The organism is Vibrio sp. 10N.261.51.C6 (assembly GCF_041471785.1).
GTDB classification, from domain to species: Bacteria; Pseudomonadota; Gammaproteobacteria; order Enterobacterales; family Vibrionaceae; genus Vibrio; species Vibrio crassostreae_C.
The window spans coordinates 36,635-51,240 of the sequence record NZ_JBFRPB010000023.1 but is presented as its reverse complement, the minus strand read 5'-3'; the positions used below and the strand labels follow the sequence as shown (position 1 = coordinate 51,240).

Below are 14,606 nucleotides of genomic sequence, written 5' to 3'. Positions count from 1 at the left end.
GAATCGCTTGGTGATCACAAGGGTTGGTGCTGTTTTACTAGCTTGTTTCTGCCCCATTCTCACTTAGAGTAATTGCTCTTCGTTAAGCGAGTCTGCTGAGATTATCCAAAATTTTCTAATGTTAGAAACGGATAAACACTCTGGGTATTGAACCTAAACATGTTGGCAGAAATAGTAAGATTATCTCCCAACAGCATTAACTGTTGGGGAGGATATAAAGGTGAATGTTGTCTTTCGGATGTTAGTTAACAGAATTCGAAACTATGTTCTTCGAGGTCCTAAAATGCCGAATTAGCTACTTTTGTTAGGTAAGCTATAAATATCATTAATGGCAAAGTACCTCCCCAACGATGAAGAGTGTAAGTGGCTTGTTTGTTACTCGATGATTGTGATTTAAGCAAGGGAACAGCAAGCATTACACCTAATACCCCTGTTAAAATAATCATGTAAGGAATATCTCGGCTTACGACTTGCTCTGGAATGATCAACTCTTGACCTACTATCGAAGGTATAGCGATTACTCCCAATAAATTGAAAATATTCGAGCCTATTACAGTGGCAAATACAATGTCGTACATTCCTCTGCGCACTCCAGCAATCGCAGCCGCCAGTTCGGGTAAGCTTGTCCCAAATGCAATTATAGTCAATCCAATGGTAAGCTCGCTCAAACCAGCTAGTTGAGCCAAGTTAACCGCTCCCCAGACCATTAACCGCGATGAGGTTAACAGCAGTAACAACATCACTAAACTTTCCCACCCGGCTCGTTTTTTAGTTAATGGCAAGAACTCGAGATCATCTTCAGAAACCTCACCTTGTCTTACGGACTTAGCTAAATAGAAACAGTATACGGCTAGAAAAATCACCAATAATAGACCGTCTGTAATATTTAGCTTTCCTGTGGACATCAGTGCGCTACAGATCAGCATTGATCCTGCCAATATCGGAAACTCTTTTTTGATAAAGCGCTTGTTAGCTTGGATGGGAGCCATTAACACAGCAATGGAAAGCACAAGACCAATATTAATAATATTAGAACCAATACCATTGCCTACAGCCAACTCTCCTGCATTATTTAAAGCAGCAACGGCGGATACGAGTAATTCGGGGGCCGATGTTCCAAACGCAACAACAGTCATACCTATAAAAATCAATGATATGTTGCAATGCTTGGCATAGGTTGCAGATGCAGAAATAAGCCGATCTGCACTGAATGCCACTAAAACTAAGCCGATTGATAACGCTAACGATGGGAGTAAAAAAACAGTCATAGAATAAGTATTCAGAGGGCTTATAACAAACACGAACAACCCCACACTTAGCCCTCGCATAAAGTGTGTAAGTTGTTCGAGTCTCGCTGGGTAGGTACTAAAAACTACTGGTTGCACCATGACGTCTGGTCAAATATGTTGACACAACCTTTTGCAATGCTAGCAAAGCAAAATAGCTACTCCCTCAAACTGGTGAAGACTATAAACGCATAGAGCTAGAAAAGCAATTTGCAGTACGTAGACTAATCCGTAATTTGCTAATTTAGCAAAACCGTTGACACACTTTTGTCCAATAGTTACTTAGGACAAACCAACATACTACAATAGGAAATTTTTCCGGCTTAGTTATTCGTTATCTTCACTCAATGCAAATTTGATCTCGTCAGAAGAGAACCCCTTTCGACTTAGCATCGCGTAAGCCTTAGAGCGTTCTTTATGATCGTTTAGGTCATAAGGCTTCTTCTGCAACTGTTCTAAACAAGAAGAATAGAAATCTAGCTGCTCTTCATTAATCAATCGGTCGATGAGCGATGACAGCTCACTTGTGTCGATTTGTCGTTGTCTAAGTTCTTGCTGAATGGCGGTCAGGCCCTTGCCTTTACGAGCGTACTTGAGCACCTCTTTTTCCAAGTCGGCTTTCTCGGCCTTAATTTGAATGTTACTTTTCAGTTGATGCGCTTGTGGGTGCTGGTCAATCGCTACCTTAACTTGTTGATAGCTAAAGCCACGCTTTTGCAGTGTCGCAACCAGCTTTTCACGGCTCATGGTAAAGCTTGAATAGTAGTGGTTGATTCGGTCTATCAAGATGGTTTGTTCATCAATAGACTTTTCGAACGACACTTTATGGATTGCATCAGAAATCACTGAATCGGTCAGCCCCTTCTTCTTCAGTTTTTCGACAATGTATCGAGAACCGAATTCACCAGAGAAAGCTTGTTCCACGAATTGTTCTGCAAACACTTGGTCAGACTTGAGATACCCGAAGCCTTTCAATGTCCCTAGAGTTTCATCGATCCATTCTTGATTGTCGGTTTTCACTTTGAGCTTCGCCACTAACTCGCTTTCCGTCATGTCTCTCTGAGTTAAATGCCACATCGCAGAGTTCATAACACTTTCAATTCGCGTCGCTTTTCTTACCGTTGTATTTCTAGTATTCGTTTTTTGCTGTGAATCGTCCATTCGATTTCAACTTTCCAGATTAAGCCTACCCCATCATAACGTAATTCTAAGGTGGTTGAGTGACATAAAAGAATGAAGCTCAACATAAGCGGCAGCCAATAAAAATGGACGCTTGTTCAGCGTCCATTTGATATCACATTAAGAATGATGGCTCTAAGCCATGCTTAGCTTTTTCGTAATAGCTTTTCATACTAGATCTTTCGTTTAGTTCTCTTCGTGATTGTAAATATGTACATCTCGTTGAGGGAATGGAATCGTGATGCCTTCTTCATCGAAGCGTTTCTTCACGGTTTCCGTTACATCCCAGTACACATCCCAATAGTCATCAGTCTTAACCCAAGGTCGTACTACGAAATCAACAGAAGACGTATTCAAGGTATGAAGCTTGATCATATGCTCCGGTTTTTTCAGTACTAGAGGGTGCGCAAGAATGATGTCGTTCAATACCGCTTTCGCTTTATCGATATCATCTGAATAACCAATACCGAAAACCATATCAACACGTCTCACACGTTCTGCCGTGATGTTGTTGATCACGTCACCCCAGATCTTGTTATTTGGGATCACCAAGCGTTGGTTATCAATGGTTTGAACAGTCGTCGATACTAAGCTCATGTCTTTTACCGTGCCTTGCACGCCTGCCACTTTAACCATGTCACCGACGTCATAAGGACGGTAGATCAAGATCATCAAACCCGATGCAAAGTTAGATAGTGTGTCTTGCAATGCGAAACCAATGATGACACCGGCTACACCGAAACCAGTAAGAAGAGGTGCTAGCTCTATCCCTATTTGAGACAGTGCGATAAGCAAACCAATAAACACGACCGCTTTAGATGCGATGGATACAAAGAAGTCCTGCATCAATACACTGAAGTCCATTTTAGAGTGCGAAACACTCTTACGAACGGTTTTGCGAGCCACGTTAGCAATAAGGCGAGTTACATACAAAATACCGAGAAACAGAGCAAGTTTAACGATAAAAGAAGGGGTATTTTCAAAAGCCCATGAACTGAACGAACGAAGCCAACCATCCAACAGCTCCAGTGCAACACCAACATCCAACACATCGGCGTTAATGTCACCTGTCGTCGCTAGCAAAACACGTTTGTACGAAGTCACATCCACGCCAAACGGTTCCATTAGCGCGATGGTTTCTTCTAAGCTCGCGACCATAACGCTAGTTCGCTCACTGAAGCGTTCAAGCTCAGTTTTAATCGTCGCTTTCTCTTCTTCACTTACATAAGATAACCGGCGTTCTAAATCTTGACGTTGTGTATCCGTGTATAGAATGGCATTAGTAAGATATTGAGAACGAGAAACAAGTGCCGTTTTGAGCTCACCTTCAGGAACAGCAACATCAACACCACGCTCTTTCGACCAATTTAAGGTCTTAGCAAGCTGCTGATAATAGACATCCATCATTCCGATTCGTTTTTGAATACGCAATTCAAGGCGTTTTTTAGCGTCACCTTCAGCTGAACGGTTTTCTTTACTCATTGAAACGATTTTAGTTTCATTCAACGACAGCAATTTTTGTAGCAGTTCGACCTGCTGAGCAAGAGTGACATCCAGCCCCTCTTTTTTATCTGACGATAGCTGTGAAAAAATCTCTTCGCGTAGGCCCTGATTCTTACGCCTTAAGATATCTTCAAGAAAGGGCTTCTCAGCATCATGCGCCGTTTCTAATGTTGCTAGATCGAGCATTAACTGATCTTGTACTTCTGCGATTTTCTCAACGCTCTGCGCATAACTTCCAAATGCGACAAACGCCAACATTAACAATAGACAACGCCAAACCTTCATCATATTAATTCCTATCACTGTCTAAATTGACCCTATAAATAGTAGTAAAAAGAATATGGATAACAAGCATTTAAACGTATGTTATGTTAAAAATTCGCAAATTATCAGCCTGCTTCTAATATTTGAGAGTTCCAATCCCCTCTTATGACCTGTAGAGTACGCATCCAACAAAGAACAACAGCCAATATCTTCATTCGAGCACAGCACTAAAGCGCCCTAAATACGATGTTGGCTCACAGCAAGAGAGCATAAAAATGAACAACGAACTTGATATTATTGAGTCTCTAGAAGAACTAGAGCAATTCCTAATTTCAGTGGAAGCTGGCGGTTTAGGCCTTGAAGGCGTTGAAGGTGTAGGCATGGCAACCAATAATTCAGATGGTCGTCACTTCGTTGCTGTATTCAATAGCAGCCATAAAGTTCTGCTTGCTCGCTGGATCACCAAAGAGGTGTTTGATAACGGTAAAGACTTGGTACGTAACGGCCCTCGCCGCACTCACTAAGCCTTTCCAATAGCACCAATGATTAAAGCCCAACACGTTCACTGACGATCTGTTGGGCTTTTTTGTATCGCCTGTCCCGTCCTGATAGTTAATAAACCACTCAATACAGAATAATTAGCGATAACTTTCAGTTGTTGTGAGCTTTAGCTACAGCTCAATGTCGTATTCGCGTGAATTGGTGTTTATGCGTCTTTTATCGTGTATCTGCCGTTTCCCGCATTTATACATAGTTTCACTTTAACCATTTTATGACTTGTGGCACGAAGAGAACTTATCTAAGCTAACCACAATTCAATGAGCTTGCTTTAACGACTAACAGATTTGATTACTGACTAATTTGCTGAACACATCGCTACTTTTCTTATCCACACAGAACCGCCGACAAAAGCATTCGCTTTGGGCGCTCTTCCTTACCGGACTGGTTATCGTAACTTGTCTGGCGAGCACTCTGGCCGTCAAGAAAGTATCGTTATCTGCATCCGCTAATGGCCAATCAGTCCTAGTTGGCACACAAACTCATACAGAAACCAGTAATCCCCAAACCAACATCGCTTCTTCAGAAAAAATGGCTGTTCTATACGCCAGCGTTTTCGGCTTAGAAGCCTCAAAAATGTTAACGTCCCCCAATTCAAATTCATGCAGCCTAAGTTCGAAAATGCTGACCTTTGCCGCACCTAAAACGGGCTGGCTGATCCCTTTCGTTCTGATGATTGCTGTTGCATTCAACTTATCTCCGCACATCTCGAGATTATCCGGAGACAATCATCGCTCTACTCGACCGACAAAACACCGATTGCATTTAAAGCACTGTATATTTAGAGAGTAAATAACCGGGCTACTACACCCTTTTATTTATTTTTTGGAGATACATTTGTGTACAACACACTACTAACTAAGTTTGTCGATTCATTGGCATTCTCTATGCGTACATGCGCGAAAACCTTAGTCACTGCCCTTTTGGTTATGACGTCATTTACCGCCTTGGCACAGACAACGGGCTGGCTTAGTGTGCCTGAGCATCCGCCTGTTAAAATGCGAATGATGTCGACGGGTGAACAGTCGGATGACGGCTCTAAGATCCAAACCGTGCTCGATGTCGTGCTCGACGGCGACTGGAAAACCTATTGGCGCAGCCCAGGCGAAGGTGGCATTCCGCCAAGCTGGGACTGGTCTGGTTCAACAAACATTGAGTCAGTAGAGTGGCACTGGCCGATACCTAAATACTACGAGCAGCTTGACGTCATGACGTTAGGCTACAAAAAACATGTCAGCTTTCCTGTCACTTTATCCCTGAAAGACAACACGAAGCCTGCGATATTCAGGGCATCGTTTACCTTTCCGTCGTGTACCAATATCTGTGTGTTAACCGATTACGATATCGAACTGCCGATTGACCCACAAACTTTAGCGCTCGATGAAGAAGCGATGTTCTTGTTCAACCAAGGCATGAGCCAATCTCCACGAGAATCTAATCGCACTTCAGTCAATGGTCTATTTTGGGACAAGAGCAAGCAGCAACTGGTTACTCAGCTGACAAGTAAAAATGGCTGGGATAAGCCGATGGTGTTGATTGACGGGCAAGAAGTGATTGATGACTTCTTCTCTCAACCAAGCGTCCACATCACAGACAATACAATGACGGCCGTATTTGATGTGAGCAACTGGATAGGTGAAGTCGACTTAACGGACCGTAACGTGAGTGTCACCGTTTCAGACACTAATTTCGCCGAAGAGATGACGGCCAAAGTTGGCTCAGAACCGATCGCTTACCAAACAAGCAACAACGGCTTTTTGGCGATGATAGGCTTCGCTTTAATTGGTGGTTTGATCCTCAACATCATGCCATGTGTGTTGCCAGTCTTAGGAATGAAATTAAACAGCATCATTCAAAACCAAGGTGCATCTAATCGTCATATTCGACTCTCATTCTTAGCTTCTGCTTCAGGTGTCATTACATCATTTGCGCTGTTAGCTCTAGGTATGACTGCTCTAAAAATGGGTGGTAATGCGATTGGTTGGGGAATCCAATTCCAAAACGTTTGGTTCATCGGGTTCATGCTGATCATCACTTTGCTGTTCTCGATTAACCTGCTTGGGTTATTCGAATTCAGACTACCATCAGGTTTAAACACCTGGATGGCAACCAAAGGCGATGACTCACATTCAGGCCACTTTGTTCAAGGCATGTTTGCAACGCTGTTAGCAACGCCGTGTAGCGCGCCATTCCTAGGAACCGCTGTCGCGTATGCACTTGGAGCAAGCTACCAAGAGTTATGGGCTATCTTCATCACGCTTGGTATCGGTATGAGTGCGCCTTGGTTGATCTTTGCGCTATTCCCAAGCCTAACCAAATTGCTTCCAAAGCCTGGGGCGTGGATGTTCAAAGTTAAGCTGGTATTTGGCTTAATGATGTTCATTACCAGCCTATGGCTAACAAGCCTCCTTAGCCCATTCATTGGTAAATTCCCAACTATCCTGCTGTCGCTATTTATCGTGATTTCAGTATTGATTTGGATTGGCCGTAAGTTGGGTCGCAAGGTGCTTATTCCTATCGTCGCAACCACAACCTTGGTGTTTGGTGCTGCATTGATCGTCGGTAGTGTCACCGCTGATAACTGGGCGACTCCGATTGTTGACGATCTCGCTTGGCAAAAGCTGGATGCGAAGCAAATCCCTCAGCTCGTTGATGAAGGCAAAACGGTGTTTGTTGATGTGACTGCTGATTGGTGTATCACTTGTAAAGCCAACAAGATCGGCGTCATCCTTCAAGACCCTGTCTACAGTCACCTACAGCAAGAAGACATTGTTTTGATGAAAGGTGATTGGACAACACCAAGTGAAAGTGTCACTCAATACTTACAAAGTAATGGGCGATTTGGTGTGCCATTTAATATCGTCTACGGCCCGAGCTATAAAAGCGGTATTCCACTGCCTGTCATTCTCAACAGTGACACTGTCGTTCAAGCCATCGACGCTGCGAGATAACTGATGAAGACTCCCAACAATGAAGATAAATCTAGCACGATTGAAGACGACGCTGTAAAGGGTGAGGCCAAAAAGCCAAGTCGTCTTAAGAAGTGGGGAAAGGAACTGGTTTCAATGATATTGATCGTTGGCGTGGTTTCATTTGCCATGGACTTTTATCACAGCAGAAGCATGCCTCAGGGCGATGCGATTCCAATTGTGGGTCAATCGCTCCAAGGCGAAGATATTGATGTTATCGAGCTAAGCAAAAATGGTAAGCCAGTCATTGTCTACTTTTGGGCGACTTGGTGTGGTGCCTGCAAATTTGTGAGCCCAACCGTCAATAGCTTCAACGACTCCCATCAGGTGGTTTCGGTCGCTCTATCGTCTGGCCCAGACGAGCGTGTCCAGCGCTACTTGGATGCAAAAGAGTATGACTTCCCTGTTATCAATGATCTTTCTGGATCAATCAGCAGAAGTTGGGGCGTTAATGTCACTCCAAGCATCGTCATCATCAAAGACGGAAAGATCAGCAGTATCGCAACAGGCGTTACTTCTCCTATAGGGCTGTGGTTAAGAACCTACTTTGCCTAACTCGCTCACAAAGAAAAAACAGAGCAAAGCTAAGTGAATAAAGCGATTCAGCCCGTTTAACAAACAACATTAATGTGAGCGCAACCCAATAAGCGCTCACGATTATCACGAATTTGAGAAAAGACAATATGAAAAAGCATCTGATAAGCGCACTGATTTTAGGCTCACTATTGAGTACTAATGCCTTCGCAGAATTAAACAAAGAGCAAACTCAACAACTTGAAGAAATTAATCAATTCCTGAAAGATAACCCTTCAACAATCTCTGGGTTGCATACCAGTTTAGAGCAGTACGTAGCAGGTCAAGAGCAAGCGAAGAAAGCCCAAGCGGAAAGCCATGATTGGTTATACAACAATGACGCTCACCCGATCCTTGGCAATCCAGATGGTAAATCGGTCATCATTAACTTTACCGACTATAACTGCCCTTACTGTAAGCGCTTGGAAAAAGGCTTGGTTCAATTAGCCTCTGAAAACAGCGACATTAAAGTGATCAACGTGTACTTATCGTTTAAGCAACAACAAGTTGCGGGGCTAGACACCAACGCGGCGCTATACGCGATGAAAGTATGGAAAGATAACCCAGAAGCATTCCCTGAAGTTGATAGATTGCTGATGGCGAAAAGCGGTATTCACTCGAAAAGCTCACTAGAAGCCGTTGCCAAGAAGACGGGAACAGAGGCGGAACTAAAAACAACTCAAGAACAAAACCAGGTTCTAACCACTAACCATCAAACGTTCAGTGCACTCGGCTTAACGGGCACTCCAACCATGATGATGAACGGAAATGTTTTACCAGGATATGTGCCTTACGACCGATTAAAAGAGATCGTGGACGACGCTTTTTAATCGAGTGTAGATAGAGATAAAAATTCGAAAGAGAAGTGAATAAAAAGCCGACCTGCGTAACTCACAGTCGGCTTTTGATGAGCTTAAGGTAATGTTTTCAATATTATTTTTGAAACAGAAAAGCAGTCGAAGTGTCACTATCTTGCAATGGATTCTTAATCTAGCCTCGCTACTCTAAAAGCAGTTCTCTCGATGAGTCCAAGACGTGCTTACTCTAGACAACTGTCCTTTGACCGAGCCTAGCTCGGTCTTTTTTTTGCGTGTTTTAATGGCGACACAGTGCATTAACACGGAAACGTCCAACCGACTGAGCCTTAACTTAGCAAGCGACAAACAAGCGCACCCGGCTCCCTTAGCGCATCCACGTTATAGCTAAGGACACGTCCGGCAGACGGCGCGTGATAACGGCGACACTCATTACCAAAAGCGTCATATTGAATGGCCAATAAATCACCTTGCTCTACGCTCTGTAGAAGCTCAACCTGCGGCAATACAAAGCCACCAATATCAGCGCGGATAGAAACCACATCATTACCCTCTATCCAATCCATGCTCGGCAGCTGCATTTTCTCGGGATGATTTATTTCAACCTCGAACATTTCATAATAAGATAGCATGTTAAAAACACCGTCTACCGCTCGTTGAATCATGTCAGGCTGAGTAAATTTCCCCATCCCAACTTCCACCGTGATGCTCGGAATTCCACTTCGATTCCAAACCGTTTCCAAAATACCTGGGTCACCAGGGTCATTCAGAACACAATCGGGCTGCATCAGCCTCGCCATCTCCAAACATTGTTCTATGCGGTAATCAGCAAACACATAAAGTGGATAAACTGCGCCACGAGTTTGAGTGTGGAGGTCAACGGCGAAGGTGGCATTATGCTTAAGCAAACGCTCCCACAAAGACGCAACAAAGCGCTCCGCAGCCAAGCCATTCACGTCACCCGGAAAGAGTCGATTAAGATTAGCAGGGCAAGAACCCGGATCCGAAGAGATGAAATCACGGCTATGGTTCAGCAAGCCAGACAAATTCACAGTAGGCACAATCGTTACCGTACCTTTGAGCGTTTTACCGACTAAGTCCCTGATAATTTGCTGTGAAGCCAACACTCCGTTTAGCTCATCACCGTGAATACCGGCGGTGATCATCAACTTAGGACCTTCTTGACTGCCTTTGAAAACAGAAACCGGCATGTTCTTAGGTTGCCCTAGCCCATCACTGGTGACTTGAAACCAAAACTGGTGCTCTCCAACGGGTAGGTCTTCAACATTCAAGGAGCCAATAACCTGCCTACCTTGTAAAACATCGCCTAAGTACTCTGTTTTCATCCAACGTCTCCATATTGTTGAGCAGAATCTATTCTCTTCTAAGTTTTTGCATCATAGAGGATATCCTTACCAGTACAAGCAGTTAATCAGATTAACAAGCTCTCAGCGCAGCCAAAATTCACCACCATCGACATACGTGATTGCAAGGTAAAACTTGCCAATGTGACCTTTGAAATACACGCAACTTGTATAACTATTCATAGAACACTCAGTCGCATGAAATAAAAATGCAATAAAATCAACACTTAAAAAGTTCCCCATTCACGAAAATGTAATTTTATGGAAATGAAAGCTTAATTTATCTGCTCTAAATTAGCTTCATATCGAAACGGAGAGCACATTGCTCACGGATTTTAAAATACAAGGTAAGTGATTATGAAAAAGGCAGTTCTAGCTTCTGCAGTGGTAGCGGCACTAGTTTCAGGTTCATCTCTAGCAGCAACAGTTTACAGCTCTGACGGTACAGAACTTAAAATTGGCGGTCGTGCGGAATTCCGTGGTGATTTCATTGGTTCAGGCGGTAAAGAAATCGACGGAACAATGAAAAATAAAAGCCGTGTACGTTTAAATGTTGGCGGTACTACAGAAATCACTAGCGACCTATCTGGTTTTGGTTTCTACGAAGCAGAACAAGGCGTAAATTCTTCAGCTGACAATGATGAAACTGACAACTTTAAGCAACGTTACATGTATGCAGGTTTTGAAGGTAACTTCGGCGCAGTATCAGTAGGTCGTCAAGATACAGCTGCAGCTCAAATCTCAGAAATGTCGGATGTTACTATCTACTCTGGTGACCAAAAAGCATTCATCAATGCAGGTGACGAGCAAATCAATAACACGTTTGTATACGCTTACGACGCAGACGCACTTTCTCTTAAAGCAAGTTTGATTGCTGGTGAAGACAAAGATACTGACGGTTACGGTATCTCTGGCATTTACACACTACCGATGGGCTTAGGTTTCGGTCTTGGTTACTCAGGTAACGACAACGGTACTGGTAATGGTTCAGCTACAGCATTGATTGCTGGTATTAACTACAAAATGGATGCTTTATACCTAGGTGCAACCTACACAATGGGTGACCTAGACGACAAAGCAAAAACTGAGTTCTCTGGTGTAGAAGTTGCGGCTAAGTACAAACTAACAGATCAGTTTGAATTGGCTGCTTTGTACCAAAAACAAGAAAAAGACGCGACACAGAACTTAACTGTAGACACAGCTGACTTCTTTGAGCTGACTGGTACTTACAAGTTCAACAAATCTATCCGTACATACATTGCTTACCAATTAAACAATCTAGACGACGTAAAAGTTGCAGGTTTAGAAACACAAAGTGAAGACTCTCTTCGCCTAGGTGTACGTTACGACTTCTAATCTAAATCGACTTTAGATACAGACTAAAAAGGTTGGGCAATGGCTCAACCTTTTTTCATATTCAAATATTCTGACTGACTTCATCAATGCTTTTTCTGGTTAAGTGGTGCTAAATCCGTATCATAGGTGAACCACATCAAATAATTAGAAGCATCATGTCACAACACCATCCGATCCAAGGCGCTAGCTGGATGCTAACCGCAGGCCTAGCCTTTGCCGTTATTAACAGCCTAACTCAAATTGCTAGCATTCATTTCGGACTTACTTCTACCACCGTCGCCGTCATTCAATACGCCATCGCGTTATTCGCTATTCTTCCTTACCTAAAAACGCTGGGTATTCGCCGCGCGCTAAAAACCGACAACCTCAAATTGCACGTATTCCGTGTCTTCTTGTCTGTTATTGGTATTCAACTTTGGATATGGGCACTGGCTTACCCAGTACCAATTTGGCAAGGCATTGCCCTTCTCATGACATCGCCATTGTTTGCAACCATTGGTTCAGGGCTTTTCTTAAAAGAGAAAGTTGGGGCTGCTCGCTGGGGCGCGACCTTAGCAGGCTTCGTCGGTGCGATGGTGATTCTAGAGCCGTGGGCTGAAGATTTTAACTGGGCAACGTTATTACCAGTCGGTGCCGCTTTCTTCTGGGCATGCTACTCACTGATGGTGAAAAAGCTCTCTTCACAAGACAGCCCTTCAACCATGGTGGTTTACCTGCTGCTATTAATCACACCATTTAACATCCTGCTTGCCGCGCCAGATTGGCAGACGCCAAGCGGCGGTACAATTTGGGCTATCTTGATTGTTATCGGTGTTATGACGTCACTCGCTCAATGGGCGATTGTAAAAGCCTACTCAGTCGCTGATGCTTCGTTTGTGCAACCTTTTGACCACGCCAAATTACCGCTAAATGTTTTAGCAGGTTGGATTGTGTTTAGTTGGGTTCCACCGGGTCGTTTATGGCTAGGGGCTGCTATTATTATTGCGTCAGTTGCATTTATAACGCACTGGGAAACCAAAAAACCTTCGAAAGTGAAGAAAGTTTAAGGTTGGTGAAATAAATAGTTCGACAGTCCGTTCTATATGGATAAGAGAATTCAAACGAGGCCGTAACCATGAAGAAACCAGTCAAGATTACACTATACCGTTGGGCAGGCAGCTGGGGTCCATTTAAAGTTAACATCCCATGTGGAGAATGTACCCTTACCAAAGACATTCTGAAGGATACTTTTGAGAATGAGTTGGCCGATGTCGATGTCGAACTGGAAGTGAAAGATTGGTTGTCTCACTGGTGGGAGCCGCTAAAACTAGGCTCTTGGCATGCTCCAATCCTTGTTGTTGAAGGCAAAGTGGTCAGCCAAGGTGAAGCGCTGAATCGCGGTGTGTTAATCCAATCGGTGATCAAAGAGTGGACCAAACGAGACAGCCTAAAAGGCAACATCGTTTATGGTAAGGCGACCTGCCCATTCTGTGTTAAAGCGAAGAAAATGCTGGATGAAGCGGGTGTTGAGTACCAATACCACGATGTCGTAAAAGACAGCGCCGCTTTGTACCGTATGATTCCAGAGGTAAAAGCACACATTGGTGAGAAAACACCGGTCACCGTCCCGCAGATCTGGCTTGATGGTAAGTACATCGGTGGTGCCGATAACTTAGAAGCGTGGATGAAAGAGAATGGCTTAGATAGCATCCCTAATAATGTGGTCGACTTATCCAATCAATCTGCTGGCTGAGTTCATTAAAAGCCATTAGTCAGAAGCTTAATTGGTATTTTTTGTGTCCATCCACAACAAAACAAAGCGATAACTTTCACCAATCGCTAAAACGAAAAAGGCCTTAAACTTCATCGAGTTTAAGGCCTTTTAAAATTCCGTTTTTGAAAATGCTTATTTAGCCATTTTCTTCATCATTCGCTTAAAGAACGATGGTTTCTTTGGCTTTGAAGTGCCGTACAATGCTTCGTGCATCATGTTTTTTGCTGCCATTTGACCAAGGTATGCGTGGCCTAGTTCGTAATTCATGCTTATCTCCGCACATAATCAACTTTCTTTAGCGCGGATTCTACACTTAAAACGCCCAAAAACAAGATCTAAATCACACTTTAATGCAATATTAAGCATTCATTTGCAATTAGCCTAATTTTGTCTCTGTGCTAATCAGCATTGTTTTTATATATCAATGAGTTAACCTAAATTCTGGTTTGAGCTTAATGCTCCATTCCTAATAACAACCCAAGACATTGATTTAGACACTGATAAAAAAAGCAGCTCAATAGAGCTGCTTTCTAAAATGCTTTACTGAGAAACCTAGCTGCGCTTTGGCTGTCTGTAAGTTTTACCGGCAATTTGGTATGTGTCTTTTTGCTTCAATTCAAACATCGTTTCAAAGAACCAAGCTGCAAATTTGATTAAGTCATCGCCTTCATTCATAACATGTTCGATGTACTCTTGCTCTTCGCCTTGTTCATTTTCTTGAAGCGTCACGTGGTAAATACGCTTTTCGCCTTCCACTTCAGCAAGTGCAAATTGACCAGTCAGTGATGCAGCAGCCTCAGCGACTTCTGTATCCTCATTGGATTTCAATAGCTCAAGCGCTTGAGGCAGGCCATCTAGTGCGCAGATAGCTTTTACCAGTACTTCAAATTCATTTTGCTGCATTTTGTTCTTACCTATTCAATGGACCGAAGCATTGTAGAAAACCATCAGCACAAATACAACGTATTAACGATGGTGCGTTAAAC

The 14,606-nt window shown here is 43.3% G+C and carries 14 protein-coding genes; 7 read left to right on the top strand and 7 right to left on the bottom strand.

Annotation, left to right across the window (positions count from 1 at the left end; translation table 11 throughout):
- Positions 1-278: 278 nt before the first annotated feature.
- The 3 genes from AB4375_RS07295 to AB4375_RS07285 form a co-directional block, all read right to left on the bottom strand.
- Positions 279-1,301 (bottom strand): calcium/sodium antiporter, encoded by a 1,023-nt coding sequence (locus AB4375_RS07295; RefSeq protein ID WP_241901269.1) that lies wholly within the window; start codon positions 1,299-1,301, stop codon positions 279-281.
- Between the two features lie 312 nt (positions 1,302-1,613).
- Positions 1,614-2,447, bottom strand: coding sequence for a RecX family transcriptional regulator (locus AB4375_RS07290; protein ID WP_371724962.1), 834 nt, complete (start codon positions 2,445-2,447; stop codon positions 1,614-1,616).
- A 204-nt stretch (positions 2,448-2,651) separates the two neighbouring features.
- Complete coding sequence (locus tag AB4375_RS07285) at positions 2,652-4,256, bottom strand: mechanosensitive ion channel family protein (RefSeq protein ID WP_372051265.1); 1,605 nt, start codon at positions 4,254-4,256, stop codon at positions 2,652-2,654.
- A gap of 251 nt (positions 4,257-4,507) precedes the next feature.
- On the opposite strand from AB4375_RS07285, the gene AB4375_RS07280 reads away from it, so the two are divergent.
- A complete protein-coding gene (locus AB4375_RS07280; protein WP_017062732.1) occupies positions 4,508-4,756 on the top strand; it encodes a hypothetical protein in 249 nt (82 codons plus the stop codon).
- Between the two features lie 516 nt (positions 4,757-5,272).
- Here AB4375_RS07280 and AB4375_RS07275 read toward each other — a convergent pair.
- Positions 5,273-5,482, bottom strand: coding sequence for a hypothetical protein (locus AB4375_RS07275; protein ID WP_372051264.1), 210 nt, complete (start codon positions 5,480-5,482; stop codon positions 5,273-5,275).
- 195 nt (positions 5,483-5,677) lie between these two features.
- On the opposite strand from AB4375_RS07275, the gene AB4375_RS07270 reads away from it, so the two are divergent.
- The 3 genes from AB4375_RS07270 (at position 5,678) to AB4375_RS07260 (ending at position 9,162) form a co-directional block, all read left to right on the top strand.
- Positions 5,678-7,741 (top strand): protein-disulfide reductase DsbD family protein, encoded by a 2,064-nt coding sequence (locus tag AB4375_RS07270; RefSeq protein WP_372051266.1) that lies wholly within the window; start codon positions 5,678-5,680, stop codon positions 7,739-7,741.
- A gap of 3 nt (positions 7,742-7,744) precedes the next feature.
- Complete coding sequence (locus tag AB4375_RS07265) at positions 7,745-8,314, top strand: protein disulfide oxidoreductase (RefSeq protein WP_372051263.1); 570 nt, start codon at positions 7,745-7,747, stop codon at positions 8,312-8,314.
- A gap of 128 nt (positions 8,315-8,442) precedes the next feature.
- Positions 8,443-9,162, top strand: coding sequence for a DsbA family protein (locus AB4375_RS07260; protein ID WP_372051262.1), 720 nt, complete (start codon positions 8,443-8,445; stop codon positions 9,160-9,162).
- A gap of 314 nt (positions 9,163-9,476) precedes the next feature.
- Here the strand turns inward: AB4375_RS07260 and AB4375_RS07255 are convergent, their stop codons facing one another.
- Positions 9,477-10,493 carry a succinylglutamate desuccinylase/aspartoacylase family protein gene (locus tag AB4375_RS07255; protein WP_372051261.1) on the bottom strand — a complete coding sequence of 339 codons (1,017 nt, stop codon included), beginning with the start codon at positions 10,491-10,493 and terminating at the stop codon, positions 9,477-9,479.
- 375 nt (positions 10,494-10,868) lie between these two features.
- Here AB4375_RS07255 and AB4375_RS07250 point away from each other — a divergent pair, with 375 nt between their 5' ends.
- The 3 genes from AB4375_RS07250 to AB4375_RS07240 all read left to right on the top strand — a co-directional run bounded on the left by AB4375_RS07250 (position 10,869) and on the right by AB4375_RS07240 (position 13,599).
- Entirely contained in the window at positions 10,869-11,867 is a 999-nt protein-coding gene (locus tag AB4375_RS07250) for a porin (protein ID WP_372051260.1), read from the top strand.
- Between the two features lie 155 nt (positions 11,868-12,022).
- Positions 12,023-12,913, top strand: coding sequence for a DMT family transporter (locus AB4375_RS07245; RefSeq protein WP_372051259.1), 891 nt, complete (start codon positions 12,023-12,025; stop codon positions 12,911-12,913).
- Positions 12,914-12,981: 68 nt separating this feature from the next.
- Complete coding sequence (locus AB4375_RS07240) at positions 12,982-13,599, top strand: glutaredoxin domain-containing protein (protein WP_017062739.1); 618 nt, start codon at positions 12,982-12,984, stop codon at positions 13,597-13,599.
- 153 nt (positions 13,600-13,752) lie between these two features.
- Here AB4375_RS07240 and AB4375_RS07235 read toward each other — a convergent pair whose 3' ends face one another.
- Both AB4375_RS07235 and AB4375_RS07230 read right to left on the bottom strand, forming a co-directional pair.
- Entirely contained in the window at positions 13,753-13,887 is a 135-nt protein-coding gene (locus AB4375_RS07235) for a hypothetical protein (RefSeq protein WP_010431176.1), read from the bottom strand.
- A 285-nt stretch (positions 13,888-14,172) separates the two neighbouring features.
- Positions 14,173-14,523 carry a hypothetical protein gene (locus AB4375_RS07230; protein ID WP_017057980.1) on the bottom strand — a complete coding sequence of 117 codons (351 nt, stop codon included), beginning with the start codon at positions 14,521-14,523 and terminating at the stop codon, positions 14,173-14,175.
- Positions 14,524-14,606: the final 83 nt, after the last annotated feature.